Annotated in this window: 25 protein-coding genes, 1 pseudogene and 1 riboswitch; of the genes and pseudogenes, 16 read left to right on the top strand and 10 right to left on the bottom strand. The window is 63.6% G+C overall.

Annotated features, from left to right (window positions below; all coding sequences use genetic code 11):
* Nucleotides 1-314: 314 nt before the first annotated feature.
* From gyrB to dnaA, 3 genes are all read right to left on the bottom strand, one after another.
* Nucleotides 315-2891, bottom strand: coding sequence for a DNA topoisomerase (ATP-hydrolyzing) subunit B (gene gyrB, locus HS961_RS03115; RefSeq protein WP_182326329.1), 2577 nt, complete (start codon nucleotides 2889-2891; stop codon nucleotides 315-317).
* A 119-nt stretch (nucleotides 2892-3010) separates the two neighbouring features.
* Nucleotides 3011-4129 carry a DNA polymerase III subunit beta gene (gene dnaN / locus HS961_RS03120; RefSeq protein WP_182326330.1) on the bottom strand — a complete coding sequence of 373 codons (1119 nt, stop codon included), beginning with the start codon at nucleotides 4127-4129 and terminating at the stop codon, nucleotides 3011-3013.
* A 129-nt stretch (nucleotides 4130-4258) separates the two neighbouring features.
* The gene (gene dnaA, locus HS961_RS03125) at nucleotides 4259-5797 is read right to left on the bottom strand and encodes a chromosomal replication initiator protein DnaA (protein WP_182326331.1); all 1539 of its coding nucleotides are present in this window, start codon (nucleotides 5795-5797) and stop codon (nucleotides 4259-4261) included.
* 454 nt (nucleotides 5798-6251) lie between these two features.
* On the opposite strand from dnaA, the gene rpmH reads away from it, so the two are divergent.
* The 6 genes from rpmH (at nucleotide 6252) to mnmE (ending at nucleotide 12250) form a co-directional block, all read left to right on the top strand.
* Entirely contained in the window at nucleotides 6252-6386 is a 135-nt protein-coding gene (gene rpmH, locus HS961_RS03130; protein WP_084635723.1) for a 50S ribosomal protein L34, read from the top strand.
* A gap of 59 nt (nucleotides 6387-6445) precedes the next feature.
* A complete protein-coding gene (locus HS961_RS03135; protein WP_182326332.1) occupies nucleotides 6446-6928 on the top strand; it encodes a ribonuclease P protein component in 483 nt (160 codons plus the stop codon).
* Entirely contained in the window at nucleotides 6925-7209 is a 285-nt protein-coding gene (yidD, locus tag HS961_RS03140) for a membrane protein insertion efficiency factor YidD (RefSeq protein WP_182326333.1), read from the top strand. Before HS961_RS03135 ends, yidD begins: the two co-directional genes overlap by 4 nt.
* Complete coding sequence (gene yidC / locus HS961_RS03145; protein ID WP_182326334.1) at nucleotides 7206-8906, top strand: membrane protein insertase YidC; 1701 nt, start codon at nucleotides 7206-7208, stop codon at nucleotides 8904-8906. The genes yidD and yidC overlap by 4 nt, the downstream gene beginning before the upstream one ends.
* 132 nt (nucleotides 8907-9038) lie before the next feature.
* Nucleotides 9039-10622, top strand: a complete 1584-nt coding sequence (locus HS961_RS03150) for an ABC transporter substrate-binding protein (RefSeq protein WP_182326335.1) — start codon at nucleotides 9039-9041, stop codon at nucleotides 10620-10622.
* A gap of 161 nt (nucleotides 10623-10783) precedes the next feature.
* Nucleotides 10784-12250: a tRNA uridine-5-carboxymethylaminomethyl(34) synthesis GTPase MnmE gene (gene mnmE / locus HS961_RS03155; RefSeq protein ID WP_182326336.1), complete on the top strand. Its 1467-nt coding sequence runs from the start codon at nucleotides 10784-10786 to the stop codon at nucleotides 12248-12250.
* Between the two features lie 173 nt (nucleotides 12251-12423).
* Here mnmE and HS961_RS23565 read toward each other — a convergent pair whose 3' ends face one another.
* Genes HS961_RS23565 through HS961_RS03165 form a run of 3 tightly spaced genes read right to left on the bottom strand, consistent with a single transcriptional unit; the run spans nucleotide 12424 to nucleotide 14638 of the window.
* Nucleotides 12424-13206: an ATP-binding protein gene (locus HS961_RS23565; RefSeq protein ID WP_238347905.1), complete on the bottom strand. Its 783-nt coding sequence runs from the start codon at nucleotides 13204-13206 to the stop codon at nucleotides 12424-12426.
* A gap of 35 nt (nucleotides 13207-13241) precedes the next feature.
* Nucleotides 13242-13892 (bottom strand): hypothetical protein, encoded by a 651-nt coding sequence (locus HS961_RS23570; protein ID WP_238347765.1) that lies wholly within the window; start codon nucleotides 13890-13892, stop codon nucleotides 13242-13244.
* On the bottom strand, nucleotides 13889-14638 hold the full coding sequence (locus HS961_RS03165; RefSeq protein ID WP_238347766.1) for a response regulator: 750 nt from the start codon (nucleotides 14636-14638) through the stop codon (nucleotides 13889-13891). The genes HS961_RS23570 and HS961_RS03165 overlap by 4 nt, the downstream gene beginning before the upstream one ends.
* Nucleotides 14639-14921: 283 nt before the next feature.
* Between HS961_RS03165 and HS961_RS03170 the strand changes: the two genes are divergently transcribed.
* From HS961_RS03170 to azu, 4 genes are read left to right on the top strand one after another with little or no spacing between them, the layout of a single operon-like run.
* A complete protein-coding gene (locus HS961_RS03170) occupies nucleotides 14922-16055 on the top strand; it encodes an ABC transporter substrate-binding protein (protein ID WP_182328099.1) in 1134 nt (377 codons plus the stop codon).
* A gap of 2 nt (nucleotides 16056-16057) precedes the next feature.
* Nucleotides 16058-17152, top strand: coding sequence for a FecCD family ABC transporter permease (locus tag HS961_RS03175; RefSeq protein WP_412101650.1), 1095 nt, complete (start codon nucleotides 16058-16060; stop codon nucleotides 17150-17152).
* Nucleotides 17149-17946, top strand: coding sequence for an ABC transporter ATP-binding protein (locus tag HS961_RS03180; protein WP_182326339.1), 798 nt, complete (start codon nucleotides 17149-17151; stop codon nucleotides 17944-17946). Before HS961_RS03175 ends, HS961_RS03180 begins: the two co-directional genes overlap by 4 nt.
* Before the next feature lie 59 nt (nucleotides 17947-18005).
* The gene (azu, locus tag HS961_RS03185; protein ID WP_182326340.1) at nucleotides 18006-18488 is read left to right on the top strand and encodes an azurin; all 483 of its coding nucleotides are present in this window, start codon (nucleotides 18006-18008) and stop codon (nucleotides 18486-18488) included.
* Between the two features lie 23 nt (nucleotides 18489-18511).
* Here azu and HS961_RS03190 read toward each other — a convergent pair whose 3' ends face one another.
* Nucleotides 18512-19438, bottom strand: coding sequence for a class I SAM-dependent methyltransferase (locus HS961_RS03190; protein ID WP_182326341.1), 927 nt, complete (start codon nucleotides 19436-19438; stop codon nucleotides 18512-18514).
* Between the two features lie 192 nt (nucleotides 19439-19630).
* Here HS961_RS03190 and HS961_RS03195 point away from each other — a divergent pair, with 192 nt between their 5' ends.
* Both HS961_RS03195 and HS961_RS03200 read left to right on the top strand, forming a co-directional pair.
* Nucleotides 19631-20107 carry a Crp/Fnr family transcriptional regulator gene (locus tag HS961_RS03195; RefSeq protein WP_182326342.1) on the top strand — a complete coding sequence of 159 codons (477 nt, stop codon included), beginning with the start codon at nucleotides 19631-19633 and terminating at the stop codon, nucleotides 20105-20107.
* Nucleotides 20108-20356: 249 nt separating this feature from the next.
* Nucleotides 20357-21172 (top strand): hypothetical protein, encoded by an 816-nt coding sequence (locus tag HS961_RS03200; protein WP_182326343.1) that lies wholly within the window; start codon nucleotides 20357-20359, stop codon nucleotides 21170-21172.
* Nucleotides 21173-21217: 45 nt separating this feature from the next.
* Here HS961_RS03200 and HS961_RS03205 read toward each other — a convergent pair whose 3' ends face one another.
* Nucleotides 21218-21772 (bottom strand): adenine phosphoribosyltransferase, encoded by a 555-nt coding sequence (locus HS961_RS03205; protein WP_182326344.1) that lies wholly within the window; start codon nucleotides 21770-21772, stop codon nucleotides 21218-21220.
* Between the two features lie 127 nt (nucleotides 21773-21899).
* On the opposite strand from HS961_RS03205, the gene HS961_RS03210 reads away from it, so the two are divergent.
* Genes HS961_RS03210 through HS961_RS03225 form a run of 4 tightly spaced genes read left to right on the top strand, consistent with a single transcriptional unit; the run spans nucleotide 21900 to nucleotide 24895 of the window.
* A complete protein-coding gene (locus tag HS961_RS03210; protein ID WP_182326345.1) occupies nucleotides 21900-22898 on the top strand; it encodes a KpsF/GutQ family sugar-phosphate isomerase in 999 nt (332 codons plus the stop codon).
* Nucleotides 22898-23470: a KdsC family phosphatase gene (locus HS961_RS03215; RefSeq protein ID WP_182326346.1), complete on the top strand. Its 573-nt coding sequence runs from the start codon at nucleotides 22898-22900 to the stop codon at nucleotides 23468-23470. The genes HS961_RS03210 and HS961_RS03215 overlap by 1 nt, the downstream gene beginning before the upstream one ends.
* On the top strand, nucleotides 23467-24066 hold the full coding sequence (lptC, locus tag HS961_RS03220; RefSeq protein ID WP_182326347.1) for an LPS export ABC transporter periplasmic protein LptC: 600 nt from the start codon (nucleotides 23467-23469) through the stop codon (nucleotides 24064-24066). The genes HS961_RS03215 and lptC overlap by 4 nt, the downstream gene beginning before the upstream one ends.
* 7 nt (nucleotides 24067-24073) lie before the next feature.
* Nucleotides 24074-24895 carry an SDR family oxidoreductase gene (locus HS961_RS03225; protein ID WP_182326348.1) on the top strand — a complete coding sequence of 274 codons (822 nt, stop codon included), beginning with the start codon at nucleotides 24074-24076 and terminating at the stop codon, nucleotides 24893-24895.
* A gap of 191 nt (nucleotides 24896-25086) precedes the next feature.
* On the opposite strand, the pseudogene HS961_RS03230 reads toward HS961_RS03225, so the two are convergent.
* Nucleotides 25087-25641: pseudogene (locus HS961_RS03230) on the bottom strand (RNA recognition motif domain-containing protein); the annotation flags it as partial.
* Between the two features lie 297 nt (nucleotides 25642-25938).
* Nucleotides 25939-26343 (bottom strand): RNA recognition motif domain-containing protein, encoded by a 405-nt coding sequence (locus tag HS961_RS03235; protein WP_182326350.1) that lies wholly within the window; start codon nucleotides 26341-26343, stop codon nucleotides 25939-25941.
* A gap of 231 nt (nucleotides 26344-26574) precedes the next feature.
* Nucleotides 26575-26691: riboswitch (yybP-ykoY riboswitch) on the top strand.
* Nucleotides 26692-26772: the final 81 nt, after the last annotated feature.

Genomic DNA, 26772 nt, shown 5'->3' on the forward strand with positions numbered 1-26772 from the left:
AGCCCGGAAAAATCCGGGCTTTTTTGTTGACTATGCCTAGGGATGCTCTGCAAAACCCTCGCCAAGCGGGATGGACGCGGATCGGGATGAGACGCAAGGCGTCTTTTGCAGTCAATAGCCGTAGCTATTGACAAGGAAGACAACGCGGCGGATCGCCCGAGACCGCGTTCAGACCACGGCAGGGAGTTTTGCAGAGGGTCCCTAGGGTCTTTATTTCACGGTTAATGGTCGGACTGTCGCTTGCTTGGTGGCATCCAGTCGCAAAATTATGTCGCTAGTCGCAAACAATACGGCGCCCTACGTCACCCGACACATCACACATCAATATTCCCCGCCCGCAGTGCATTGTTTTCAATGAAGTGGCGGCGTGGTTCCACCTCGTCGCCCATCAGCATCGTGAAGACGCGGTCGGCTTCGATGGCGTCGCCGACCTTGACTTGCAGCAGGCTGCGGACTTCGGGGTCCATCGTGGTTTCCCAGAGCTGGCCGGGGTTCATCTCGCCCAGGCCTTTGTAGCGCTGGCGGGCGGTGGTGCGTTCGGCTTCGCTGATAAGCCACTGCATGGCTTCGCGGAAGTCGCCCACTTTCTCCATCTTGGCTTTTTCGCCTTCACCGCGGGTGACCTTGGCGCCGTCGGCGAGCAGGCCGTGGAAGTGCTGGGCTTCGGCTGCGAGTGCAGCGTAGTCCTGGCCTTCGACAAACTCTTGCGTGAGGATGGAGCTTTTGATGTTGCCGTGGTGGTGGCGGCTGATGCGCAGGATCGGCTTTTCGGTGTGCGGATCGAGCTCACCGCTCACCTCGGCGGGCACGCCGGTGGTGGTCAGCTCGCGCAGCTTGGCTTCCAGCACCGGGGCGCAGACCATGGCGTCGTCCAGCGAATCGAGGCGGATTTGCACGCCATCGGCAATGGCGCGCAGCGCTTCGGCGTCCAGGTAGGACGAGAGGCGGTCGATGACGGTTTCAGCCGCCAAATGCATGCCTGCCAGGCGGCCCAGCTCTTCACCATCGATGGTGCGCGGGTTCGCGCCACCGGTGCTGACGCTGGCGCCTTGCAGGGCTACGCGCAGCAGAAACTGGTTCAGCGCAGGGCCGTCCTTCAGGTACAGCTCTTCCTTGCCGTTCTTGACCTTGTACAGCGGTGGCTGCGCAATATAGATGTGGCCGGCTTCGACCAGGTCAGGCATCTGGCGGTAGAAGAAGGTCAGCAGCAGGGTGCGGATGTGGGCGCCGTCGACGTCCGCATCGGTCATGATGATGATGCGGTGGTAGCGCAGCTTGGCGAGGCTGTAGTCGTCGTTGCTGCTCTTACCAGAATCCTCGCTCACCTTGCCGATGCCGGTGCCCAGCGCGGTGATCAGGGTGACAATTTCGCTGCTGGAGAGCAGCTTTTCGTAGCGGGCTTTTTCCACGTTCAAGATCTTGCCGCGCAGCGGCAGGATGGCCTGGAACTTGCGATCACGGCCTTGCTTGGCCGAGCCCCCTGCGGAGTCACCCTCGACAATGTAGATTTCAGACAACGCCGGGTCTTTTTCCTGGCAATCGGCCAGTTTGCCGGGCAGGCCCATGCCGTCGAGCACGCCTTTGCGGCGGGTCATTTCGCGGGCCTTGCGGGCCGCTTCACGGGCGCGGGCGGCATCCACAATCTTGTTGCAGATGATCTTGGCGTCGTTGGGCTTTTCTTCCAAAAACTCAGAGAGCAGCTTGCCGACGATATCCTCAACTGGGGCGCGCACTTCGCTGGAGACCAGCTTGTCCTTGGTCTGGCTGCTGAACTTGGGCTCCGGCACCTTGACGCTGAGCACCGCGCAGAGGCCTTCGCGCATGTCGTCGCCGGTCACTTCGACCTTGGCCTTCTTGGCCAGGTCATGGTCAGCGATGTACTTGCCGATGACGCGGGTCATCGCAGCGCGCAGGCCGGTCAGGTGGGTGCCACCATCCCGCTGCGGGATGTTGTTGGTGAAGCACAGCACCTGCTCGTTGTAGCCGTCGTTCCACTGCATGGCCACTTCGACACCGATCTCGGTGCCGGGGATGCCGCCATAGGTTTCTGCCGGGCGCGTGCCCTCGGCATGGAACACGGTGGGGTGCAGCACTTTCTTGGTGCCGTTGATGAACTCGACAAAGCCCTGCACGCCGCCGGCGCCGGAGAAGTCGTCTTCCTTGCCGTCACGCTCGTCCTTGAGGCGAATGCGCACGCCGTTGTTCAGGAAGGACAGTTCGCGCAGGCGCTTGGCCAGGATCTCGTAACGGAACTCGTAGTTTTCCTTGAAGATTTCCTGGTCGGGCAGGAAATGTACTTCGGTTCCGCGCTTCTCGGTCGCGCCGACGATGCGCATCGGCGAGACTTCCACGCCGCCGATGACCTCGATCAGGCGGTTTTGCACAAAGCCGCGCGAGAAGTCGATCTGGTGGACCTGGCCTTCGCGGCGCACGATGAGCTTGAGCTTGATAGACAGCGCGTTCACGCAGGACACGCCCACGCCGTGCAGACCGCCCGAGACCTTGTAGCTGTTCTGGTTGAACTTGCCGCCAGCGTGCAGCTCGGTCAGCGCGATTTCTGCGGCCGAGCGCTTGGGCTCGTGCTTGTCATCCATCTTCACGCCGGTGGGAATGCCTCGGCCGTTGTCCACTACCGACAGCGAGCCGTCGGCATGGATGGTGACGAGGATGTCGTCGCAGTAGCCGGCCAGCGCTTCGTCGATGGAGTTGTCCACCACTTCGAACACGAGGTGGTGCAGGCCGGTGCCGTCCGAGGTATCGCCGATGTACATGCCCGGGCGTTTGCGCACAGCCTCCAGGCCTTCCAGGATCTGGATGGCGCCTTCGCCATAGCCGCCGGCATCGGGGCCTGGCGTGCTGGGAGATTGTTCCGGCTGGTTTTCTGCGGTCATGAAGCTGCCTTGGTACTGCACTGGCAGGGCACGGGGCGCCTGCCATGTCTTTGAATCAAATAAATCTCAGTGGCGCGCTGGTCTGCGGCTGCAGCCAGCGTGCGGGTCGAATCGGTGGTTTACATGCGCATGGGCATGACCACATACTTGAAGCTGTCGTTTTCCGGGTTGGTGATCAGGGCCGAGTTGTTGTTGTCGGCAAAGTCGATGGCAACCATGTCCTGGTTCATGTTGGAGAGCACATCGATCAGGTAGGTGACGTTGAAGCCGACTTCAACAGCCGGGCCGCCGTAGTCGATGTCCAGCTCGTCCACGGCCTCTTCCTGCTCGGCGTTGTTGGCCGCAATGCGCAGGGTGCCGGGCTCGATGGTCAGACGCACGCCCTTGAACTTGTCGCTGGTCATGATGGCCGTGCGCTGCATGCTGGCCAGCAGCGGCGCGCGGCCCAAGGTGATGCTGTGGGGGTGGTTGCGCGGGATGACGCGGTTGTAGTCGGGGAATTTGCCCTCGACCAGCTTGGTGACGAACTCCATGCCGGCAAAGGTGAAGCGCGCCTGGTTGCTGGCGAACTGCATCTCGATGACGGGCTGGTTGTCGCCGCTCGCATCCGACAGCAGGCGCTGGAGTTCCAGCACCGTCTTGCGCGGCAGAATCACTTCCTGCTTGGGCACTTCCACATCCAGGGTGGCGCTGGCAAAGGCCAGGCGGTGGCCGTCAGTGGCCACCAGGCTCAAGGTGTTACCTTCGGCCACGAACAGGATGCCGTTCAGGTAGTAACGGATATCCTGCACGGCCATCGCAAAGGACACCTGGCTCATCAAATCCTTGAGCACCTTTTGCGGCACGCTGAACACGGGGCCGAAAGAGGGTGCCTCTTGCACCAGCGGGAAGTCTTCCGCCGGCAGGGTCTGCAAGGTAAAGCGGCTCTTGCCGCCTTTGAGGATCATCTTGGACTGCTGCGTCTCCAGGCTCACGGTCTGGTCGCTGGGCATGGTCTTCAAGATGTCGATCAGCTTGCGGGCGCCCACGGTGGTGGTGAAATCGCCCATGTCACCGCCCAGCTCGGCGGTGGTGCGGATCTGGATTTCCAGATCGCTGGTGGTCAGCTGCAGCGCATTGCCCGTCTTGCGGATCAGCACATTGGCCAAGATGGGCAAAGTGTGGCGCCGCTCGACAATACCGGCGACCGACTGCAGTACTGCGATGACTTTGTCTTGTGTGGCCTTCAGAACAATCATTTCAACCTCTTGTCAAATTGCGGTGTTGTTGTGGACGGCAGTTGTGCACGGAGCCCCCTCTGCACCTGTCCCATTTGCCATTGTGCCTGCGGCATGCAGGCAGTTGGCGAAATCAAATAATTCCATCGACTAGCCCTTGAGCGTCTGTTCCAGCACGTGCAATTGCTGGTTCAACTCGGTCAATTGCTGGCGCTCGCCACCGATTTTGCGCACCGCGTGCAGCACGGTGGTGTGGTCGCGGCCGCCAAACAGCTCGCCGATTTCCGGCAGGCTTTTTTGCGTCAGCTCCTTGGCCAGGTACATCGCAATCTGGCGCGGGCGGGCAATGCTGGCCGGGCGCTTCTTGCTGTACATGTCGGCGACCTTGATCTTGTAGTAGTCGGCGACAGTCTTCTGGATGTTCTCCACGCTGATCTGGCGGTTCTGGATCGACAGCAGATCGCGCAGCGCCTCGCGGGCCAGCTGGATGGAGATTTCCTTCTGGTTGAAGCGCGAGTAAGCGAGGATCTTGCGCAGCGCGCCTTCCAGCTCACGAACATTGGAGCGCACGTTCTTGGCGACGAAGAAGGCGACTTCCTCGGGCATCTCGGTGCCTTCAACGCGCGACTTGTTGATCAAAATCGCGACGCGCATTTCCAGCTCGGGCGGCTCGATAGCGACCGTCAGGCCGGAGTCAAAGCGCGACACCAAACGCTCGTGGATGTTGGCCAGCCCCTTGGGGTAGGTGTCGGACGTCATCACGATGTGGCTCTTTTTGGCCAGCAAGGCTTCAAAGGCGTTGAAGAATTCTTCCTGCGTGCGGTCTTTGTTGGCAAAAAACTGCACATCGTCGATCAGCAGCAGATCGAGCGAGTGGTAGCGCTCCTTGAACTCGTCAAAGGTGCGGCGCTGGTAGGACTTGACCACATCCGAGACGAACTGCTCGGCATGGATGTAGAGAACTTTGGCGTCGGGGTTGTCGGCCAGCAGCTTGTTGCCCACGGCATGGACCAAGTGGGTCTTACCCAGGCCGACGCCGCCATAGATGAACAAGGGGTTGTACAAATGGCCTGGCGATGCGGCCACATGCATGGCGGCAGAGCGGGCCATGCGGTTGGCGGTACCTTCGACCAAAGTATCAAAAGTGAGCACCGGGTTCAGGCGGCTGCGGAAGTTGCCGCTGGCATTGCCGGTATCGCCCGCCTCGGCTTGGCCATTGTTGGTGGGCGCAGTGCCGCCATCGCTGGTCTGAATGTTGTTGCGGTACTGATCGCCTCCCTGGGCGAAAGCTGGGGCAGCGGTGCGGCTGGCGGGCCCGTAGGAAGGGCCCAGGCCCATGCCGGACGAGGTGCCGCTGCCTTGGGATGAAGCGACCACCGGGCCGCCGCTGCGCACGGGCGGGCGCACAATGGTGCGCACGGCCGCGTCGCGCTGGGCAATGGCGAGTTCAATGGCTACGGGCTGGCCGTAGGTTTCTTCCAGCATGGCGGCCAGACGGCCGGTGTATTGCGCACGGATCCAGTCGAGCTTGAAGCGGTTGGCCACATAGAGCGTGACCTTGGACAAGTCATCTGACACGACGGCGGTCAGCGGCTTGATCCAGGTGTTGAACTGTTGCTCGGGCATTTCTTGGGCGAGTTGCTCTACAACTGCGCGCCACAAACCTTGGCCCAGGCTGGCTTCATCCATTGTTATCCCACGGAAATATTCGTCCCCCACGCTGTTGTTGTTGTGGATAAGGGGGAAGGTTGATCGGCTGTCTATTGTAGCTTGTGCAAAAGTTATCCACACAAAGGACTTGTCTGCAAAAAGGCAATCGACGGCTTGCGGCGCCGGATGACAGCCGACTTGGCAAAAAGTCTGCGCATATTACAGAAAAAACCGATGACAAAGCCAAGTAATTGCCAAGGACAGCAAACACTGCGATAATTTGCGGTTTCCCTGCATGTCAGGGCGAATTTTACGCGCGTATCCATCCAAATTGGCTGCAAGGCTTGGGCCTGCTTAGGCCTGTCAGTAGGGGTGGAGCGCACTATTTCACCGGTGTTGCGCTTGAGCAGGTCTTGAGCTTGGTCGCTTCTGTGTTCGTTTTTGGACGCACGCTGCCAACAAACCGGAACCAAGCCTCTCTAGGAATTGCATCATGAAACGTACTTACCAACCTTCCAAAGTCCGCCGCGCCCGTACCCACGGCTTCCTCGTCCGCATGAAGACCAAGGGTGGTCGCGCTGTGATCAACGCACGCCGCGCCAAGGGCCGCAAGCGTCTGGGCCTGTAAGGCTGGCAGGGTAGCAGGCACCTCTCGGGTGCCAGGTACTGCACCAGTGGGTGACACTTATGCATCGTCTTAAGACACGCCCCCAGTTCCAGGCCGCCATGGCAGGCGGAACCATCGCCCGTACGGCGCATTTTGCGCTGCACCGGCTGGTTTTGGCTGCCGAGGCCCCTGGCATTACCGCTGCGCCATCAGAGCCTGGTGACCAACCTTCCAAGGTTGCGTCGCAGGCTCTTTTTGCGTTTGAGGCGACCTGGCTGGGTGCCATGGTGCCCAAGCGCTGGGCGCGCCGGGCCGTGACGCGCAATGCCATCAAGCGGCAGATATTTGCGGTGGCTGCCTTGCATGAGGCGCAGCTACCCGCCGCCGCGCATGTGGTGCGCCTGCGCAGCACGTTCGACCGCAAGCAATTCATCAGCCCCAGCTCCGACGTGCTCAAGCAAGCGGTGCGGGCCGAGCTGATGCAGCTGTTTGCGCGCGCGCACAAAAACAGCCAACCGGCCAAAGCCGAGCGCACCGACGGCGCCAAGGCGCTTAGCGTATGATGCAACGCTTGCTCATGGGCTTGGTGCGCGGCTACCGGCTGCTGCTGAGTCCTTGGCTTGGTTCTGCCTGCCGGTTCGAGCCCACGTGCTCTGCCTATTCATTGCAGGCGCTGGAACAGCATGGTGCTGCCATGGGCAGCTATTTGACAGTGCGCCGCCTGGCGCGTTGCCATCCCTGGTGCGAGGGCGGCCTTGATCCGGTCCCCGCGCATCCCCGCTGGTTCAGTCGTCTGGTGACTCCCGCCGATTCATCCTCTTCCCCCTCTGAGAAGTCTTCATGAACGATATTCGCCGCACCATCTTGTGGGTGATATTTGGTTTCTCCCTGGTCCTGCTCTGGGACAAGTGGCAAATCCACAATGGTCGCAAACCCACATTCTTCCCCACACCTGAGGTGACGGCCCAGGCGCCCGCTGAAACGGTCGGTACCGATACCGGTCTGCCAGCAGCGAGCGCCAACCCGGCAGCTACCGCCAACGCCAGCAATGTGCCCGGCACGGCAGCTGCTGATACAGCAGCCCCCGCTGCTGCCCGCGAAAAGCTGACCGTGGCCTCCGACCTGCTGCGCCTGACCTTTGACAGCGAAGGCGCATCCCTGGTGGGTGCCGAGCTGCTCAAGTACGCCGATCAGGACGACAAGACCAAGGCCATCAAGCTGCTGGACGAAAGCGCCAACCGCGTGTACGTCGCCCAGACCGGCCTGATCGGTGGCAACTTCCCGACCCACAAGACGGCAATGACCCTCAAGCCCGGCCCGCGCGAGCTGGCCGATGGCCAGAACGAGCTGAACGTGGTGTTCGAGTCGCCTGACCTGGGCGGCGTGAAGCTGGTCAAGACCTGGACCCTCAAGCGCGGCGACTACGCCATTGGCTTGAAGCAAGAGGTGGTCAACACCGGCTCTGCCGCCGTCAACCCCCAGCTGTACCTGCAGCTGACGCGTGATGGCAACAAGCCGCCTGGCGAATCCTCGTTCTACTCGACCTTCACCGGCCCTGCTGTCTACACCGAAGCCAAGAAATACCACAAGGTGGATTTCAAGGACATCGAAAACGGCAAGACCGACAGCGTGGACAAGTCGGCTGACAATGGCTATGTGGCCATGGTGCAGCACTACTTTGCCAGCGCTTGGTTGCTGCCCCAAGGCACGCAGCGCGACATTTATGTGCGCAAGGCTGGCTCCAACCTGTACTCGGTCGGCGAGATCACCCACCTGGGCGAGATTGCACCGGGCCAAAGCAAGTCCATCGATGCGCGTCTGTTTGTGGGCCCGCAAATCGAAAAGACCCTGGAATCCATCGCCCCTGGCCTGGAGCTGGTCAAGGACTATGGCTGGGTGACGATTCTGGCCAAGCCGCTGTACTGGCTGCTCGACAAGCTGCACAGCTTTATCGGCAACTGGGGCTGGTCGATTGTGGCCCTGGTGCTGCTGCTGAAGATCGCGTTCTACTGGCTCAATGCCAAGGCCTACTCGTCGATGGCCAAGATGAAGGCGATCAACCCCCGCATCATGGAGATGCGTGAGCGCCTCAAGGACAAGCCTCAGCAGATGCAGCAGGAGATGATGCGCATCTACCGCGAAGAGAAGGTCAACCCCATGGGTGGTTGCTTCCCGATCGTGATCCAGATCCCCGTGTTCATCGCGCTGTACTGGGTGCTGCTGTCGTCGGTGGAAATCCGCAATGCGCCGTGGATCGGTTGGATCCATGACCTGTCGGTGCCCGATCCGTTCTTCATCCTGCCGGTGCTGATGACCCTGTCGTCGCTGCTGCAGACCGCGCTGAACCCCGCGCCACCCGATCCGATGCAAGCCAAGATGATGTGGATCATGCCGCTGATGTTCAGCGTGATGTTCTTCTTCTTCCCCGCTGGTCTGGTGCTGTACTGGCTCACCAACAACGTGCTGTCGATTGCGCAGCAGTGGATCATCAATACCCGCATGGGTGTGCCACCGCAGTTCAATCTGCCGAAATTCAAGTAGCCAGCATTTGTCAATGCAGGGATTGCCTAGGCGGGCATTCCCGGATACACCTCCCAAACGGTCGCATTTGCGACCGTTTTTTCGTTAGCATCATTTGTTTGGAAATGTGTTCAACAAACTAGGGGTTCAGGTATGGCGAAAGTTTCGGTATTTCAACGCAGCGCGCTGGCGCTGGCAGTGTTGGTCTGTGCAGGTGCAGCCCAGGCGGCCACCTTGCGCTGGGCAGGTGCCAATGACATCCTGACCCTGGACCCCCACGCACAGAACCACCAGACCACGCATGCCTTCCTGCAGCAGGTCTATGAGCCGCTGGTGCGTTACGGCAAGGACTTCCAGCTGGAGCCGGCACTGGCTACCAAGTGGACCGAGGTGAGCCCCACCCAGTGGCGCTTCGAGCTGCGCAAGGGCGTCAAATTCCACGACGGCGCGCCCTTCACCGCCGATGACGTGGTCTTCTCGCTGACCCGCATCATGACCCCGCCATCGAACATGATGAGCGCCACCCAGAGCATCAAGGAAGTCAAGAAGGTCGATGACTTCACCGTCGATCTGATCCTCAAGGGCCCCAACCCCATCCTGCTGCGCGAGCTGACCGAGGCGCGCATCATGAACAAGGCCTGGGCTGAGAAGAACAACGCCGTCAAAACCCAGGACTACGCCGGCAAGGAAGAAAGCTACTCCAGCCGCAACACCAATGGCACGGGCTCCTTCGTCGCTGTCAGCTGGCAGCCCGATGTGAAGCTGACCTTGAAGAAGAACGCCGCCTGGTGGGACAAGCCCACCGGCAACGTCGATGAGATCGTCTTCACCCCCATCAAATCGGCCGCCACCCGTACTGCAGCGCTGATCTCGAACCAGGTCGACTTCATGGTCGACCCACCGCCGCAAGACCAGGACCGCATCAAGAAGACCCCCGAGCTGAGCCTGCTCGAAGGCACCGAGAACCGCACCATCTACCTGGGTCTGGATATGTTCCGCGATGAACTGCCAGGTGGTGGAACCCCGGGCAAGAACCCGATGAAGGATGTACGCGTGCGCAAGGCCATGTATATGGCGATTGACACCGACGGCCTGCACAAGCGCACCATGCGCGGCATGTCGATCACGGCGGGCACCATGGTGGCGCCGATGGTGCATGGCTGGAGCAAGGAGCTGGAAACGCGTGCTGCCAAGTACGACGTGGAAGGCGCCAAGAAGCTGCTGGCCGAAGCCGGTTACCCCAATGGCTTCAACCTCAAGCTCGAATGCCCGAACGACCGCTATGTGAACGACGAGGCGATCTGCCAGGCCGTCACCGCGATGTGGACCCGTATCGGCATCAAGACCAGCCTGCAAGCCACGCCGATGGCCCAATACGTCACCCGCGTGATGAACTCCGAGCCCAATGCCTACCTGTTCGGCTGGGGCGTGGCCACCTTTGATGCGCTGTACTCGCTCGATGCACTGATCCACAGCAAGGGTACAGCCGGCGGCGGCGTCTACAACGGCGGCCGCATTGCCGACAAGGAACTGGACGCCAAGATCGACGCGATGAAGACCGAGACCGACACCGCCAAGCGCGATGCCTTGATCAACGATGCGCTGAAGATGACCAAGGACAACTTCTACACCATCCCCGTGCACCACCAGATCTTCCCCTGGGCCATGCGCAAGGGCATCGAGACGGTGTACCGCGCCGATGCACGTCCGATCCCCGCCTGGACCACGATCAAGTAAGCCCACGCCGCACACACTCCACCACCTCAAAGCCTGCGCAAGCAGGCTTTTTTCATGGCAGGTGCCGGCAGCCACGGCTTGGCCCAATAGCCTGCGGCGCCTGCCGCTGGCCCTGCCGCCCGATAATGTCGAGCTTGCCCACTCGCGCCAGAGACCTGCCCATGCTTGCCCGCCACCACGATCCGATTGTTGCCATTGCCACTGCCCCTGGGCGCGGAGCGGTGGGCATTGTGCGGGTATCGGGCAAGGCGATTGCGCCGCTGGTCGAGCGCCTCTGCGGCAAGGCGCTCAAGCCGCGCGAGGCCAGCTACCTGCCCTTCAAGGCGGCAGACGGGCAGGCGATTGACCAGGGGCTGGCGCTGTACTTTCCCGCGCCGCACAGCTACACCGGCGAGGACGTGCTGGAGCTGCAGGCCCACGGCGGCCCCGTGGTGCTGCAGCTGCTGCTGGCCCGCTGCCTGGAGGCCGCGCACACCGAGGCCGACAGCGGCAAGCCACTGCTGCCCGGCCTGCGCCTGGCCGAACCGGGGGAGTTCACCGAGCGCGCTTTTCTGAACGACAAGATCGACCTGGCCCAGGCCGAGGCGATTGCCGATTTGATCGACGCCAGCACCGAGGCGGCGGCGCGCAGTGCCAGCCGCTCGCTGACGGGTGTGTTCTCGCAAGAGGTCCACCGCCTGCGCGATGCGCTGGTACACCTGCGCATGCTGGTCGAGGCCACCCTGGATTTCCCCGAAGAGGAGATCGACTTTCTGCAAAAGGCCGATGCCTATGGCCAGCTGGACCAACTGCGCGCCACCGTGCAAGCCGTCATGCAGCGCACCCGCCAGGGCGCCTTGCTGCGCGAGGGCATCAAGGTGGTGATTGCCGGCCAGCCCAATGCCGGCAAAAGCTCCTTGCTCAACGCGTTGGCTGGCGCGGAGCTGGCCATCGTCACCCCCATCGCCGGCACCACCCGCGACAAGGTCACGCAAACCATCCAGATTGAAGGCGTGCCCCTGCATGTGATCGACACCGCCGGCCTGCGCGAGAGCAGCGATGAGGTGGAGCGCATCGGCATTGCCCGCGCCTGGGAAGAAATCGCCGCCGCCGATGCCGTGCTGTTTTTGCACGACCTGACCCGCATGGCCGAGCCCGACTATGCCGAGGCCGACCGCCAGATCGCTGCCACCTTGCTGCAGCAACTGCCAGCCAATGTGCCCGTGCTGCAGGTCTGGAACAAGGCCGATGCGCTGACTCCCGACGAGGCCCGCCGCCAAAGCGCCGAGGCCGCCACGCAGTTCAGTACCGCTGCTGCCGCCCCTGCAGGCGACCAGGCTCCGTTGGTACTGTCCGCCAAAACCGGCGATGGCCTCGACAGCCTGCGCCAACAGCTCCTCCGCATCGCCGGCTGGCAGCCCGCCGCCGAAGGCACCTACATCGCCCGCGCCCGCCATGTGCAGGCACTGCAACAGGTCGAAGAGCACCTGGACATCGCCCACGCCCAACTGCATGTGGACAGCCCCGCCCTCGACCTGCTGGCCGAAGAGCTGCGCCTGGCCCAGCATGCATTGAATGCGATCACGGGCGAGTTCACATCGGATGATTTGCTGGGGGTGATTTTTTCGAGCTTTTGCATTGGGAAGTGATGCGCGGTTCTGGCGCGTGCGCAGCGTCAACGAGCATCTAGAGACTCTTTAAGTCCGTTTAGAACTGTCCGGAAATTCCGGATAGTTCAGCATAAGCACCCGCGCACGACGTTTTCGGTACTGCGAAAGTTCTGGCAGACGGCCAATGGCTCATGTGTAAGAACCGCTGTCGTTCATAGGGGTAGTTGCCGAGGCAACACCAACACCGCCTCCAACCCGCCCCCAGCCGCCTCGCGCAACAACAGCTCCCCACCATGGGCCTGTGCCACTGTCTGCGCAATCGACAGCCCCAGCCCCACCCCGCCGGAATCGGCATTGCGGGAGTGCTCCATGCGGTAGAAGGGCTCCAGCACCCGTTCCCTTTGCGCGGCGGGGATGCCCGGGCCGTGGTCGCGCACGTGGATGCGCAGTTGTTGGCCATCGTCTTCGATGTGGAGCTGCGCATCGCCGGCATAGCGCAGCGCGTTTTCCACCAGGTTGTGCAGGCCCCGGCGCAGGCTTTGGGCGTAGCCGGTGTAGGGCTGCAGCGCCTGGCCGCTGACGGGGACCGGCAGGCCACTGGACTCGTGCATGTCTTGTGCCACGCCATGCACCAGCGCATTGATGTCCATGGTCTGGCGCGGGCCGCTGGCGTGGGCGCCGGTGAGCATGTCGAGGGTGGAGGCGACCATGTGCTCCATCTCTTCCAGGTCCTTGCGGAACTTGGCGCGCAGTGCATCGGGCTCGAGCATTTCAGCGCGCAGGCGCAGCCGGGTGATGGGGGAGCGCAGGTCATGCGATACGGCGGCCAGGAAGCGGGTGCGCTCGGCCAGGCCTTCGTTGATTTTTTGCTGCATGGCGTTAAAGGCCTGCGCTGCCTGCTGCACTTCGCGCGGGCCCCGCGCATCCATCGGCGGGCTTTGCAGGTTGCGGCCCAGGGCCTCGGCGGCGGCGGCCAGGCGCTGCAGGGGGCGCATGGCCAGGCGCACCGCAATCAGTGCCACCGCCACGATCACCAGGCTGCGCAGCAGGTAGACGCGCAGCACATAGTCGGCCAGTGCCTGCAGCGGCTGCACCGGCTGGCCAATTTCGCCCTCCTGCGCATCGATCTGCAGCCAGGGGCCGTCCTGCAGTTGCAGCAAGAGGCGGACATGGGCTTCGGGCTTGTCGGCCAGCAGCACCGGACTGCGGTGGCCTCCGCCGTGCGCTCGCCCAGCAACGCCAACTGCTGCAATTGCAGCGGCACAGGATGGCCCAGGCGCTCGCTGATGACCTGGTCCATCAAGGCCTGGGCTTCGGGGTAGGGCGAGGTCTGGGTGGCATCGGGTGCATCGACCCACTGCAGCTGGTAGCGGCTGCCTTGCCACTGCGCCAGCAGCGCGGCACGCTGCTCGGGCGGGCTGGCTTGCAGTAAGGCCAGCGTATCGGCGCTGCGTGCCGCCACCAGGCGCAAGGGCACATCCAGCAGCTGGCTGCGGCGCATCTCCCACCAGATGGTGCCGGTCATCGCCTGGGCGGCCAGCATGCCGATGACCAGGATGGCGGCGATGCGGCCAGACAAGGTTTGCGGCCACAGCCGCACCAGCCACGACAACCATGACAGCCAGTTGGGAAGCCAGCGGCCGGTGCGATGCGTGGCAGGGGTGTCGGGGGCGGTGTTCACGCCAGCGTCTCGACCTCGCAGGCGAGCACATAGCCGGCATTGCGCACGGTGCGCAGCAGCTGGGCTTGGCGCGGCTGGGGCTCCAGGTGCTGGCGCAGGCGGCTGATGCAGACATCGACGGCGCGGTCCAGCGCCTGGCGCTCGCGGCCAAAGGTGTATTCGGCCAGGTAGTCGCGGCTCAGGGTGCGCTGCGGGTTTTGCGCCAGCGCGCAGAGCACGCGGTAGTCCGACTGGGCCAGACTGATCAGCAGGCCATCGGGGTTATGCAGGCTGCGGCTTTGCATGTTCAAGGTCCAACCGGCAAAGCGCAGGGTGGCCAGGTGCTCGGGCTCGTGCATCGATGCCGGCACCTGGCGTGTGCGGCGCAGCACGCCAGTGATGCGGGCCAGCAACTCGCGCGGGTCAAAGGGCTTGGGCAGGTAGTCGTCGGCACCCATCTCCAGCCCCAGAATGCGGTCCATCAGCGCGCCGCGTGCCGTCAGCATCACCACAGCGATAGGGGTGCGCTCGCGCAGACTGCGGCACAGCGCCAGGCCATCGACGCCGGGCAGCATCAGGTCCAGCACCACCAGGTCGGCGCTGTGGCGCGCCAGCCAGTCCCACATGCCCTGGCCATCGGCCACGGCTGCCGCCTGCATGCCCTGGGCGCGCAGGTAGTCGCAGAGCAGCTCGCGGATCTCCGGGTCGTCATCGACCACCAGGATGCGGGCCTTGCCGGGCAGGCTGGCGGGGGGCGGGGAGGGCACGGTTTTCTCGGGATAAGTAATGGATTGTGTTGGAGCGGGGCGGGAAAACATGGCATTGCAAATCAGCCTGGCAGTGGCGGCTAGGCCGCTGCGGGGCTGATTAGAGTGGCGGCTCATTCATCAATAAGAACGATTTTCATTCTAGTTTGTTGTGACCATGACCGCATTGAAGCTCTCCCCGGCACCGCAAGGTGCAGGCGCATCCGTTCGCCGCATCCCGGCTCTTTTACGCTCCGCTGTACAAGCGGGTTTGCAGCTGCGCGCGCTGGGCTTGGCGCTGGGGATGTGCTTGGCCACGGATCTGGCCATGGCGGCCCCGGCACAATCTGCAGCGGATGCCGCAGCCGTGCAGCGCAGCACGGTGGTGGATATCGTCGGCCGCACGGTGCAGATCCCCGCCAAGGTGGACCATATCCTGCTGGGCGAGGGCCGCTTTCTGTATGCGCTGGCGCTGATGGAAGGTGCTGAGCCCTTGAAGCGCATTGTGGGCTGGCAAGGCGAGTTGGCCTTTGCCGACCCGAATGGCTGGGCGGCTTACCAGCAGCGTTTTCCGCAGATCACGCAGATTCCGCTGATCGGACGAACTTCGGAGGAAAGTGTCAGCGCTGAAAAATCGGTGTCGACCCAGCCCGACATCGCGATTTTCGGCCTGGGCGGCCATGGCCCTGGCCGCCAAAGTGGCTTGGTCAAGGCGCTGGAGAAGGCCGGCGTGCCAGTGGTGTTCATCGACTTTCGTGCCCAGCCGGTGCGCAACACCGCCAAGAGCATCCGCATCCTGGGCCAGGCGGTGCATCGCGAGGCGCAGGCCAATGCCTATGCCGATTTCTACGAGGCGCATCTGCTGCGGGTGCAGTCGCGGGTCAAGGACATCCCTGCAGAACAGCGCCCGCTGGTGTTTGCCGAGTTGCTGGCGGGTGTCTGGGATGGCTGCTGCCACACGGCCGGCAAGGGCAATGTGGGTGAGTTCATTGACGCGGCTGGTGGCATCAACATCGCGGCAGGCAAGATCCCCGGCGCGATTGGCGACCTGAACCAGGAGGCGCTGATCGCCCAGGACCCGGCCGTCTACATCGCCACCGGCAGCCGGCCCCAGGGCAGCCGCCCCATGGTGCGGGCGGGCGAGGGGGTGAGCGCCGCGCAACTGGGCAGCAGCCTGCGCGAGCTGACCCAGCGCCCGGGTTTTGAGATGCTGAGCGCCGTGCGCTCGGGCCGCGCCCATGGCCTGTGGCACAACTTCTACGATGCGCCCACCAATATCCTGGCGATCGAGGCCATGGCCAAGTGGTTCTACCCCGAGCGCTTTGCCGATGTGGACCCGCAGGCGACGATGGCCGAGATCAACCAGCGCTTCTTACCGGCGCTGCCGATGCAAGGTGCGTACTGGGGAGATATCGCCCCCTTGAAGGCCAAGCCATGAGCATGGCCCTGCCGCCACTGGCCGCCACTGCGGCTGCGCTGGGCGTGGATGGAGGGCAGGCAGGCCTGCACGCCCAGGCCTACCGCCGCTTGACCGGTTGGCGCCTGCTGGTGTTGGCGCTGCTGGCGGGCGCGATTGTGGCGGCCCTGCTGTTGGACTTCACCACCGGCCCATCGGGCCTGGCGCTGTCGCAGCTGCTGCAGACCTTGTACACGCCCGATGCCGCGCCGCCAGCGCTGCGTGTGATTGTCTGGGACATCCGCCTGCCCTATGCCTTGATGGCAGTGGCCGTCGGCCTGGCGCTGGGCCTGGCGGGCGCCGAGATGCAGACCGTGCTGGCCAACCCACTGGCCAGCCCTTTTACCTTGGGCCTGTCGTCGGCCGCCGCCTTTGGCGCAGCGCTGGCGATTGTGCTGGACTGGAGCCTGCCGGGCGTACCCGCATCCTGGGCGGTGCCCGCCAATGCTTTTGTGTTTGCAATGGCCTCGGCCTTGCTGCTCGATTTGGTGGCCCGCTGGGGTGGCATGAGCGCCACCGGCGTGGTGCTGTTTGGCATTGCGCTGGTGTTCAGCTTCAATGCGCTGGTGTCCTTGCTGCAGTTTGTGGCCACGGCCGAGGCCTTGCAGGGCCTGGTGTTCTGGACCATGGGCAGCCTCTCGCGCGCAACCTGGCCCAAGCTGGGTGCGCTGGCCTTGGCCTTGGCGGTGGTGCTGCCGCTGTCGATGCGCAATGCCTGGCGGCTGACCGCGCTGCGCCTGGGTGAGGACCGCGCGGCCAGCTTTGGCGTGGATGTGCGGCGCCTGCGCCTAGGCGCGCTGCTGCGCATCAGCCTGCTGGCGGCCTTGTCGGTAGCCTTTGTCGGCAGCATCGGCTTTATTGGCCTGGTCGCGCCCCATATTGCGCGCCGGCTGGTGGGCGATGACCACCGCTTTTACCTGCCCGCCTCGGCATTGGTGGGCGCGCTGGTGCTGTCGCTGGCCTCGGTGGCCTCCAAGGCGCTGGTGCCGGGCGTCATCGTGCCGGTGGGCATCGTCACCTCGCTCGTGGGCATTCCCTTCTTTCTGGCCATTGTGCTGCGCACGCGGGGGCGGGCATGAGCGGCGGCGGTTTGCAGATCAGCGGACTGCATGTGGCCTATGGCCGGCGGGTGGTGATTCCCTCCTTGTCGGTGGCCGATCTGCAGCCGGGCACCGTCACCGTCGTGCTAGGCCCCAATGGCAGCGGCAAATCAACTTTTTTGCGGGCGCTGGCGGGGCTGACCCGTGCCAGCGGCCAGGTGCGCTTGCAAGGCCAGTCGCTGGACCAGGCCAGCCTGGCCGAGCGCGCCCGGCGCGTGGTCTACCAGCCCCAGGCCTTGCCGGCGGCAGTGCATCTGCGCGTGATCGAATCGCTGATGGCGGCGCGCAAGGCCTCGCCCCACAGCCTGCATAAGGGCGCTGAACCGGCCCAGGATGCAGTCATGCAGTGCGCTGCTTTGCTGCAGCAACTGGGCATTGACCACCTGGCGATGCGCCACCTCGATGAACTCTCCGGCGGCCAGGTGCAGTTGGCCGGGCTGGCGCAGGCGCTGATCCGCCAACCGCAGGTGCTGATGCTCGACGAGCCGCTGTCGGCGCTGGATCTGAACCACCAGTTCCATGTGATGGAACTGGTCGGTGCGCAGACCCGGCGCAGCGGCATGGTCACGCTGGTGGTGCTGCATGACCTGGGCCTGGCGCTGCGCCATGCCGACCGCGTGCTGGTGCTGCAGAACGGCGAGCTGCAGGCCGATGGCCCGCCGCGCGACGCCATCCAGCCCGAGCTGCTTGCGCGCGTCTATGGCGTGCAGGCCCGTGTCGAGCCCTGCTCGCGCGGCATTCCGCAGGTGATGGTGGATGGCCTGCTTGCGTAAAGGCGCATGCACCGTCTCAGCGCCGATTCCCTCTTTCTCAACGACCCAAGCGACCAACCATGAAGATCTCTCTGCACCACCTCGCCCTTTGCGCTGCCACCCTGGGCGCCAGCAGCGCCGCCTTCGCGCAGCCCGCCGCGCCCGCATCGGCGCCGGTCTGTGAAGCCCATGTACAAGGCCAGCCCGGCAAAAAGTTTGACCTGACCGAGCTGCGCGTGAGCAAGCGCTGCGCGCAGTTCACGGTGCATCTGCTGCACACCGGCAAAAAGCCTTGGCAGGAAGCGGGCCACAACTGGGTGCTAACGCGCAGCCAGGACACCGAGGCCGTGATCCGCGAAGGCCAGCGTTCCGGCCCCGAGCGCGCCTGGCTCAGCCGTGGCGATGCCCGCGTGCTGGCTGCCACCCAGATGCTGTCGGGTGGTGAGCATGCCTCGGTGAGCTTCCCGGTCGAGCGCCTGAGCAAGGGTGAGGACTACACCTATTTCTGCTCCTTCCCCACCCATGCCGAGCCTATGCGCGGCAAGCTGGTCGTCATCGATTAAACCGATGAACCAGCGGCCCAGCCTCAGCTGGGCATGCGGTAGGCCAGCACCTTGAGCGCCCGGTCCGGCGAGACATCGGCAAAGATCGCCGGGTTGGCCACCTGCTCGATAAATTCCAGCTCCGGCACCAGCTCGGCCATCTGGTCTTGCAAAAAGGCCAGCGGCAGCTCGGGGGCGTTCAGGCAGAGCAGCGCAAAGCCGCCAGGCGCCAGCAGATCGGGCAGGCGCTTGATCAGGCGCGCGTAATCCTTGGTGGCGACAAAGCTGCCCTTTTGGTAGCTGGGCGGGTCCATGATCACCAGTTGGTAGGGCCCGGTGCGGGTGATCTTGCCCCAGCTGCTGAAAATGTCATGGCCCCAGAACTGGCCGCCCGCCAGCTGGTTGAGCCGGTGGTTCTGCTGGCCACTGGCCAGTGCGGCCTTGCTCATGTCGATATTGATCACCTGGCCGGCGCCCGCCTGCAGCGCCGCCACCGAGAAGGCGCAGGTGTAGGCGAACATATTGAGCACGGTACAGCGCTCGGGGTCCGGCTGGCGCGCGATGAACTGGCGCACCCAGCGCCGGCCTTCGGCCATGTCCAGAAACAGGCCGTGGTTTTGCCCGCGCAGCACATGCACCTGGTAGCGGGCATCGTCCTCTTGCACGGTATGGGGCTCGGGCAGGCTACCCTGCACCAGGCGGGTTTCGGCGGCGCCCAGCGCCCGGCACTGGTAGACCCAGGTCAGCGGCTCGCCCGGATACAACTGCTGCCAGCGCTGTTGCAGCGCATCCCCCACGCTTTGCAGGGCTTCATCGGCCAGCGGCGCAAAGCTGGTCAGCACGACGGCTGGCGGGTACAGATCGAGCGACAGATGCTCGCAACCCGGAAACAGGCCGCCTCGGCCATGAAAAAGGCGTTGTGCCTGCTGGCTCGCCGGCATGGTGGCGATGGCCTCTAGTAATGCGTGCATGGAATCAAAAAATACGTCTAAGGGAGGAGAAGGGGCGGCGTGCTTGCGCGGAAATGGTGGGCTGGGCGATACTTCTTACAAATTTTTGCCCGGCTGCCCGGCCATTGTGCAGCCACTCGGTTAGATTTCTTGGATTAGGAATTTCGATAGATCACTGGTGGATCCACCATCAGGATTGCGGAGGAGGATTTCATGTTCAATAGCGCGAACGACATCAAGGCCCTGGTGGCCGCCATCAACAACTGCCAGGACGAAGAAAGCATGATCAACCCACTGACGGCAGCGCAGTGGGAGATTCTGGCCCCCTACCTGACGCCGACCCAGCTGGCGGCATCCCAGGTGCTGTTTCAGCAAGGTACGCAGGAGCGCACCTTGTTTTTTGTCGAAAGTGGCAGCCTGAGCGTGCATTTCGAGGATGAAAAGCAGCGCATTCGCCTGGCCATCGTGGGCGCGGGTTCCATTGTCGGCGAAGGCGCGTTCTTCTCGCACCAGCCGCGCAATGCCACCGTACAGGCGGTGGCCGGTTGCCGCCTCTGGGGGCTGTCGAGCATCCGCTTTACCGAATTGTGTAACCGCCAGCCCACCGTGGCCGTGGCACTGGCCATGGCAGCTGGGTCGGTGCTGGCCAAGCGCCTGGGCAACCGCAAACGCCGCGTCGCCGCAACATAAATGCTTGGCATGGGTCAAATCGCACGCGCTTTTCTGACCAGGGTATGCAATACTCCTTCCTACAATTACAAACGCCTGTTGCGCGATGAAACGGGTGACCGTTGGTGAGTCGCTGACAAGGACCAGCAAACCGAGGGTTTGCGGTTGACCCCAAGCGTCCAGCCGCAGGCGCTACCCGCGTACGACGAGACTTGACAAAGTATCAAGCATCGCGCCTGCGGGTCAATTCTGATCAGGGTAGGGAGTGGCATGTCTATATTTGCCAAATGGTTCAGTCGACCAGAAAAAAAATCGGCCTTTGCGCCCCTGGGGCCGCAAACCATGTTTGCCGAGCCGCTGGGCATGGGTCAACACGATATGCTGGCCGCCCAGAGCCCCTTGGTGGCCGCCAAGCCCCTGGCTGCGGCACCCCAGCACGACAGCGCTGCACCGCGCCCCGGTGAGCGCTCGGCGCGCCGGGAGATGGTGTATTCGGCGGTGCGCGAGTCCATGGTGCGCTCGGGCATTCTGTCGGCAGGCTACAAGTTCAAGGTGCTGGCACTGGACAAGCGGGCCACGCAGTTCATCGTGATGGTCGACCTGGCCCAGCAGCACTGCGCCTCGCCCGACAAACTCACCCAGATCGAGTCCTTGATTGCCTATTCGGCCAAAACCCGTTTTGAGATCGTGATCACCTCGGTGTATTGGCGCCTCAATGCCCAGCTGGGTGCTGCCAGCAGCAAGTCGCCGAGCATCGGTACTGCAGGCACTGCCGCACCACAAGCCACCGTGCTGCCGGTCCCACTGGGTATGGATCCGGTCGATGAAGCGGAGATCGCCGCGTTCAAGAAAGCCTTGCTGGAAGCGGCCATGAACCCGGTGCCCGCGCTGGATGGTGCAACCGCCAGCCACCGCAGCGCGACCAGCACGGCGCCCCGGCCGACGCCGATTGTTCCGCCTGCACGCAGTGCCGCTCAGCAGGCCGAGATGGCCCGCGAGGCCGCACGGCGTGGCGGCGCGCCTGCACCCACGGCCGACACCAGCTTTGGTGGGCTGAGCAATACCCAGTACGGCGATCTGCACTGAGCGCATGGCGAGCGCACCGGGCTTTCCAGCCCCTGCGCAGCCACTCTAGTGACCGGAAAAATCCACCAGCGTAAAAAGCGGCAGCCCTGCATCGGTCAGCCGCTTGGAGCCGCCCAGCTCGGGCAGGTCCACAATGGCGGCGCCCTCCATCACCTGGGCGCCCAGCTTTTCCAGCAGATTCTTGCCGGCCATCATCGTGCCACCGGTGGCAATCAGGTCATCGACCAGCAGCACCTTGTCGCCGGGCTTGACGGCATCGGCATGCAGCTCCACGGTCGCGCTGCCGTATTCCAGCTCATAGGTTTCTTCCACCGTGGTAAAGGGCAGCTTGCCCTTTTTGCGGATCGGCACAAAGCCGACCTTGAGCTGGTAGGCAATGACGGCGCCGAGGATAAAGCCGCGTGCATCTAGACCTGCCACCACATCGGGGCGCATGTCGCGCGACATGTAGCGGTGCACAAAGGCATCGATCAGCACATGGAAGACCTGCGGGTTTTGCAGCAGCGGGGTGATGTCCCGGAACTGCACGCCCGGCGCTGGCCAGTCGGGAACGGTGCGGATGTGGTGACGCAAAAAAGCGTTGACGTCTGGAGCGTGCATGGTGGAGGCCGTAGGGGGGAAGACCGCCATGGTAGTGCAAGTGCCCCGGTTGCGGCCGTAGGGGCTGGCCTTGTTAACAATGACCTGTCGCCGCCGGGGCGCTGGCGCTCCGATAAAATCAGCCTCCATGAGCATCCTACAGCCCAAGCGCCCCGTTGAAGCGGCGCAGATTCTGCGCCTGGCGGCGTCCACCTTTGCGATCGAGGCCGAGGCCATTGCAGCACTGGCGCAGCGCCTGGACGACAACTTTGTCCAGGTGGTGCAGCGCATGCTAACCATTCCGGGCCGCGTGGTGGTCACCGGCATGGGCAAGAGCGGGCATGTGGGGCGCAAGATTGCCGCCACCCTGGCATCGACCGGTACGCCGGCGTTTTTTGTACACCCGGGCGAGGCCAGCCATGGCGACCTGGGCATGGTGACGGGCCAGGATCTGGTGCTGGCCATCTCCAACAGCGGCGAGAGCGGCGAGATCGCCGTGCTGCTACCGGTGCTCAAGCGCCTGGGCGTGCCCGTGGTGGCGATGACAGGCAACCTGCAGTCCTCCATGGCCCGCCATGCCGATTGGGTGCTGAACACCCAGGTAGACAAAGAGGCCTGCCCGCTGAACCTGGCGCCCACCGCCAGCACCACCGCGCAGATGGCGATGGGTGATGCACTGGCTGTCGCGCTGCTGGATGCGCGCGGCTTCAAGGCCGAGGATTTTGCCCGCTCCCACCCCGGTGGCGCGCTGGGCCGGCGCCTGCTCACCCACGTATCGGATGTGATGCGCACCGGCGATGAGCTGCCCACCGTGCTGCCAAGCGCCAGCTTTAGCGACCTGATGCGCGAGATGAGCGCCAAGGGCATGGGCGCCGCCGCCATCGTCGATGCGAATGGCCTGCTGCAGGGCGTGTTCACCGATGGCGATCTGCGTCGCCGCATTGAGGCCGGCGCTGATTTGCGCGGCAGGACCGCTGCCCAAGTGATGCACAGCACACCACGCCAGATTGCGGCTGACGCACTGGCCGCCGATGCCGCCGCGATGATGGAGGCCCACCGCATCACCAGCGTGCTGGTGACCGATACCGACCAGCACCTAGTGGGCATTGTGCATGTGGGTGATCTGATGCGCGCCAAGGTGATCTGATGGCCAGCACGATCCATCTGCCCCCGATCACTCCCGCCCAGCAGTGGCCGGCCGAGCTGCTGCTGCGCGCCCAGGCGATCAAGATTGTATTTTTCGATGTGGACGGCGTGCTCACCGATGGCGGCCTCTACATCAGCGAGCAGGGCGAGACGCTCAAGCGCTTCCATACGCTCGACGGCCATGGCCTCAAGATGCTGCGCGAAGCGGGCATTGTGCCGGCGGTGATCACCGGCCGCGATTCGGCACCGCTGCGCCACCGCCTGGCGGCGCTGGGCATTGAGCATGTGCGCTATGGCACGGAAGACAAACTGCCCGCCGCCCAGGCCATGCTGCAGGCGCTGGGCCTGGACTGGCACCAGGCCGCAGCCATTGGCGATGACTGGCCGGATCTGCCGGTGCTGCGCCGCTGCCAGCTGGCCTGCGCCCCCGCCAACGCCCACCCCGAAGTGCTGGGCGTGGCACACTGGGTGACTACGCGCCACGGCGGCGCGGGCGCGGCGCGCGAGCTTTGCGATGCCGTGCTGGCCGCCAGCGGCGCCTATGTCAATCTGCTCGATCGGTACGGACAATGAAATCACGCCTGCGACGCCTCATGGACCTGTCGTCCATCTACCTGCCGGTGATCCTGATGGGCCTGCTGACCCTGGGCACCTGGTGGCTGGTGCGCAATGCGCCCAAGCCACAGATCGCACGCGAGGCGGTGGTGCCCGGCCATGAGGTGGATTACTACATGAAAGACTTTTCGGTGCGCAGCTTTGATGGCACCGGGGTGCTGACCAGCGAGATCCTGGGCAGCAAGATGCGCCACTACATGGACACCGATACCTTGGAGATCGACACGGCCACGATGCGCTCGATGCGGCTGGACGGATCGACCACGGTGGCCACGGCCGACCGGGCGCTGTCCAACGCCGATGGCTCAGAAGTACAGCTGTTTGGCAATGCCAAGGTGGTGCGCAACAGCAACAAGCCGGATGTGCCGCAGATGGAGTTCCGGGGCGAGTTTCTGCACGCCTTCGTGAACGAGGAACGGGTCAGCTCCAACAAACCTGTCGAGATCATCCGAGGCAAGGACCGCTTCACGGCCGATTCCATGGTCTTCAACAACATCACCCAGGTCGCAGAGCTCAAGGGCCGGGTGAAGGGCGTGCTCCAGCCCGCACGCTGAACGCCGCATGTCCACCTCTTTGAGTGATACACCGCTGGTGCTCATCACCGGCGCCTCCAGCGGCATCGGCCAGGCGTTGGCCTGGCGCTACTACCAGGCGGGTTACCGCCTGGCTTTGGTGGCCCGCCGCGACGCGGTGATGCAGGCATGGGCGCAGGCCCAGGGCATGGACGCCAGCCGCTATGCCATCTACGGCGCCGATGTGGCCGACCAGGACCAGATCATTGACGCTTGCACGCAATGCCTGCAGCAGCAGGGCCTGCCCGATGTGGTGGTGGCCAATGCCGGGGTGAGCTATGGCATTGACACGGCGGAGCGTGAGGATCTGGAGGTGCTGGCCCAGACCTATTCCACCAATGTCATCGGCATGGCCGCCACCTTCCACGCCTTTGTGCGGCCCATGCAGGCGCGCGGCAGCGGCAAGCTGGTGGGTATTGCCAGCGTGGCCGGCATACGCGGCCTGCCCGGCCATGGCGCCTACTGCGCCAGCAAGGCAGCGGTCATCAGCTACTGTGAAAGCCTGCGGGTGGAGCTGCAGCGCAGCGGCGTGCAGGTAGTCACCATCTGCCCGGGCTTTGTGGCCACGCCGCTCACCAGCCATAACCGCTATGGCATGCCCTTTCTGATGCAGCCCGAGGCCTTTGCCGACAAAGCCTATGCGGTGATTGCCAAGGCACGCAGCTATGCCGTCATCCCCTGGCAAATGGGCTGGGTGGCCAGGCTGTTGCGCTGCCTGCCCAATGCGCTCTATGATCGCGCACTGGCCAACCGACCGCGCAAGCACCGCCACCGCGAGCGGGTGCAAGAGTTGCCGCCGGGCCAGGATTGAAGTAAGTCTGATCCATGCATGAAAAAAGCCCCTTGCGGGGCTTTGTCGTTGTTGCCAGGCACACCGCTAGTGTGTGCCGGCAGGCATCAATAGTCGTCGTTGTTGTCGTAGCCTTGATTGCCACCACGGTTGCGCGAGCCATTGCCGTAAGGGCTGCGGAAGCCGCCATCGCGCTCACCGCCACGGTCGCCGCCGCCGCCACCAAAGCCACGGTCGTTACCGCCACGGCCTCCGCCACCGCCGCCATCGCGACCACCACGGTCACCATAACCGCCGCCGCCGCCAGGGTTGCCACCGCCGCCGCCGTAGCCACCACGGTCGCCACCGCCACCGCCGTATCCACCACCGCCGCCGCCATAGCCGCCACCGCCACCACCACCGTAGCCACCACCGCCGCCACGGTTACCGCCGCCGAAGCCGCCGCCACCGCCACGGGGGCCACCAAAGCCACCGCCGCCGCCACGTGGGCCGCCAAAGCCGCCGCCGGGAGGACGTGGTTCCATGGGGCGCGCTTCATTCACGACCAGATTACGGCCACCCAGAGGCTGACCGTTCAAGCCGTTGACTGCCGCGAGGGCCTCGTCATCACTGCCCATTTCCACAAAACCGAAACCCTTGGAGCGACCCGTGTCGCGTTCCATCATCACCTTGGCGCTGGTTACGCTGCCAAACTGACCAAAGGCCTGTTCCAGATCGATGTCGCGAACCTGGTATGGCAAATTACCGACGTAAAGCTTGTTGCCCATTTGAGGGACTCCTGATAACTCTTAAATAATGCGACGGTGAGCGGTAGGACACAAGGCGTCAGCCAACTGCTGCTTCTGTGCATCACAACGAGACCGTTCACGCAGCGCAATAGCCCAATGAAGTAGTACTCCATCCATTATTTTCTGGGATAAAAATGGCGAATGGCATAGTTATCCTCCCTAGGTGTGGCGCAGAAGCTGCATCTAGACGCAAAAAAGGCCTCGAAGAGGCCTTTTTATCGGGCGAACCCGTCATCTAACAGTCAAAACCCGCAAGGGGTTCTGGATGCGATGCTATTAGTAGCTGCCGCCACCGTAGCCGCCACGGCCACCGCCGCCGCCGAAGCCGCCGCGATCACCACCGCCGCCGCCGAAGCCGCCACGGCCGCCACCGCCGCCGCCGAAGCCGCCGCGATCACCGCCGCCGAAGCCGCCGCTACGTGGAGGACGTGCTTCCATTGGACGTGCTTCGTTCACGACCAGGTTACGGCCGCCGAAACCTTGGCCATTCACGCCTTCGATAGCAGCTTGTGCTTCAGCGTCCGAACCCATTTCCACAAAGCCGAAGCCCTTGGAACGGCCGGTGTCACGTTCCATCATGACCTTGGCGCTGGAGACGGAACCGAACTGGCTGAAAGTGCTTTCCAGATCGCTGTCACGGAAAGAGTAGGGCAGGTTGCCCACGTAAAGTTTGTTGCCCATTTGAGGACTCCGAAAAAAGTAAAAAAAGCGATGGAGCCTGATGCAATCAACAAACCTGTGACAACTTCCAAGACGGATCACCGCACGCTCAAGTGTACCCGGAGGCACACAAAGCTTCACCATTATGAGCGAATCGCCTTACGCTGTGTTGACAGAACCCGCAAGCAAACCCTGGTATTTCCCCTGAGGCGTATCTTTGTTGCGGCGCAGCATCATATTTGGGCGTATGATGCGCCAGTCTTTGGGGAGTAGCCTGCCGGGCGCGCAATGCGCCGCGGAGTGTGCGTCAACAAACTTGGGCCCTAGCGGCCTATGGCGTACACAGCACCTTGTGATGATGAGGGCGCTGGGCGAGACCATTGACCACGTTGCGATCCAATGCCGGAGTCGCGATGCGGTCAATGCTGTCTTGCTATATCCGGCTGCAAT

Source organism: Comamonas piscis, from assembly GCF_014109725.1.
GTDB classification, from domain to species: domain Bacteria; phylum Pseudomonadota; class Gammaproteobacteria; order Burkholderiales; family Burkholderiaceae_C; genus Comamonas; species Comamonas piscis.